Source organism: Pseudoalteromonas sp. TB51 (genome assembly GCF_000498055.1).
In the GTDB taxonomy this organism is placed as follows: domain Bacteria; phylum Pseudomonadota; class Gammaproteobacteria; order Enterobacterales; family Alteromonadaceae; genus Pseudoalteromonas; species Pseudoalteromonas atlantica.
Genome location: NZ_AUTO01000052.1, coordinates 1 through 2,246, shown reverse-complemented (window position 1 = coordinate 2,246; position 2,246 = coordinate 1). Strand labels below are relative to the sequence as shown.

Sequence of the window (2,246 nt, the reverse complement as noted above, 5' to 3'; positions counted from 1 at the left end):
GCGGGCGCAGAAATGATAAAAAAAGCGTCAGAGCTAAGAGAGCTACTTGGTGAAACCGTACGTATGGCCGAAAACTACCACTTAGAGCCACGCGGTGTGTTAAAGGTTACCTCGTCAACATTAATTGGTCGGCGTTATTTACAACCTGTGCTAAACGACTTTCAAAAACGTTTTCCACAAGTAGAAGTAGAGCTACGTTTAGACGATAGGCTAGTTGATATTGTATCTGAAGGGTTTGATTTAGCATTTAGAATTGGTGAGCCTAAAGACTCCTCATTAATTGCGCGTAAAATTGCCCGTAACAGGCTGCTTATTGTAGCCGCCCCTGAATTTATAAAAACCTATGGCATGCCACAAACCATAGAAGAGCTGGTGCAATTACCCGCTGCAAGTTATGCAAGTAACGCTATGCGCGTAGAAACCATAGATTACTACGATAGTAAAGGTGAGCCGTGTGAGCTAAAAATAAAAAGTGTGTACAGAGCAAACGACGCAGAAGTACTGCTAATGAAAGCTATTTCAGGGACTACCTACTTTGTTGCGCCAGCATTTATTATCGATAAAGAAATTACACAAGGTCAATTGGTGCCCATTTTAACGGATGTTAAGTTAAAAGAGTTTAGCCATATGTATGCGGTGTACCCACACAGAGACTTACCGGTAAGAACACGTTTATTTTTTGATGCAGTGAGAGAATACCTAGGTAAAGACAAACCAATTTGGGAAAACAACATCCCAAATTTTGAGCAAATGTACTAGCCTCATAATTAGGCTATTTGGGGCTTTTCAATCAGGTTGGCATTTGCTTGAAAGTACACTTTATTGCGTCCATATTCTTTTGCTTTATACAGTTGTTTATCTGCTTTAATAACAAACTTTTCAAGGGTGTCGCCTTGGCGATACTTAACAACGCCGATACTGGCAGTTACATTTATTTTTAGCCCATCAATCTCAAATGCCGAATTGTTGAGTTTTTCTCTTATGGTTTCAGCCATTGCCAATGCATCACTTTGTGACGCAAAAGAATGTAGTAAAGCAAACTCTTCCCCGCCCACTCTAAATACATACCCTTTTGCCAATACAACCCTTAATAAAGTGGCGACTTCAATCAGCACTTTATCCCCTACTGCGTGGCCATGGGTGTCGTTAACCTGTTTAAAAAAGTCTAGATCGAGTAAAAACAAATAAAGTTGCGACTTATCTTTAAGCTCTACTGCAAAATAATGGTTCATTGATAAACGGTTTGCAGCCCCGGTAAGTGGGTCTAACAAAGCAAGATTTTTTAACCGCTTAGATGATAAAGCACGGCTACCTTCAAAAACATGAGAAATAGCCCAAATACTGATATAAACAAAGGCAAGATTTAAACTGAAATTAAGCGTAGTTAGAGGAAGTTGCGATGATTTTGTTACTAATATGGCACCTTGAAGTACAAAGAGCAAAGCCGATAATACAATGCCATAACGCTTACCTAGCAACAGGTAATACAACACAGGTAACGCAAACGACCACACATACAAACCATTTATTGGCTTTGCTAAATAATTACCTAATACAATAACAAAGGTGACAAATATGCACATAACAACAGATTGCCATACTTCGAGTGCGTGTGTGTTTAATCGGTGGTAGGTGTAGGCACAAAATACAGTGAGCGCTATTTCTAAATAGCCTAATAACGCAAAGTTATTTAAAAAAATATTAAACGCAGCAAAAAACAATGAGACAAAACCAAAACACAAGCACATCCATTTCAGAACGTTTCTTCTTAATGATTTAGTACTACTAAGTGCTGCTATATCCATTCAAAAAACTTAAAATAATAAAAAATTCAGTGTAACCTTAAAATTAAATATAACAAGTAGCTAAATAGGTAAAAACAGTCATTTTATTAAACTATGTAGCGAAAACAGTAAACTCAGTAGCGAATTACACTACACTTACGCCTTTACCCGCCTAACATAGATAAGTTTGTAGTGACCCCGGTGTTACCTTGGTGCAATAAGTGCGTTGGTTTTTTTGTTTTTATATAACGCGCTAGCTGATCAATTAATGCCTGATTAGTGTTATCACTCATGTATTCTCTAAGTGATATACCCTGCTCAGAAAACAAACATAAATGCAGTTTCCCCAGTGATGAAATTCTTAACCTGTTGCAGGTAGCACAAAAGTCATTACTGTAAGGCATTATTAACCCTATTTTGCCTAAATAATCAGGGTGGAAAAACTCTTGCGCAGGCCCCGCC

Annotated in this window: 2 protein-coding genes and 1 pseudogene; 1 reads left to right on the top strand and 2 read right to left on the bottom strand. The window is 38.1% G+C overall.

The genetic code is table 11. The annotated features are described in order from the left end of the window. Positions 1-759 (top strand): substrate binding domain-containing protein (locus L650_RS0101740; RefSeq protein WP_029771959.1); only part of this gene is annotated, 759 nt, incomplete at its 5' end. 8 nt (positions 760-767) lie between these two features. Here the strand turns inward: L650_RS0101740 and L650_RS0101735 are convergent. Next, the gene (locus tag L650_RS0101735; RefSeq protein ID WP_029771958.1) at positions 768-1,805 is read right to left on the bottom strand and encodes a GGDEF domain-containing protein; all 1,038 of its coding nucleotides are present in this window, start codon (positions 1,803-1,805) and stop codon (positions 768-770) included. Between the two features lie 143 nt (positions 1,806-1,948). Next, positions 1,949-2,246: pseudogene (gene moaA / locus L650_RS0101730) on the bottom strand (GTP 3',8-cyclase MoaA); the annotation flags it as partial.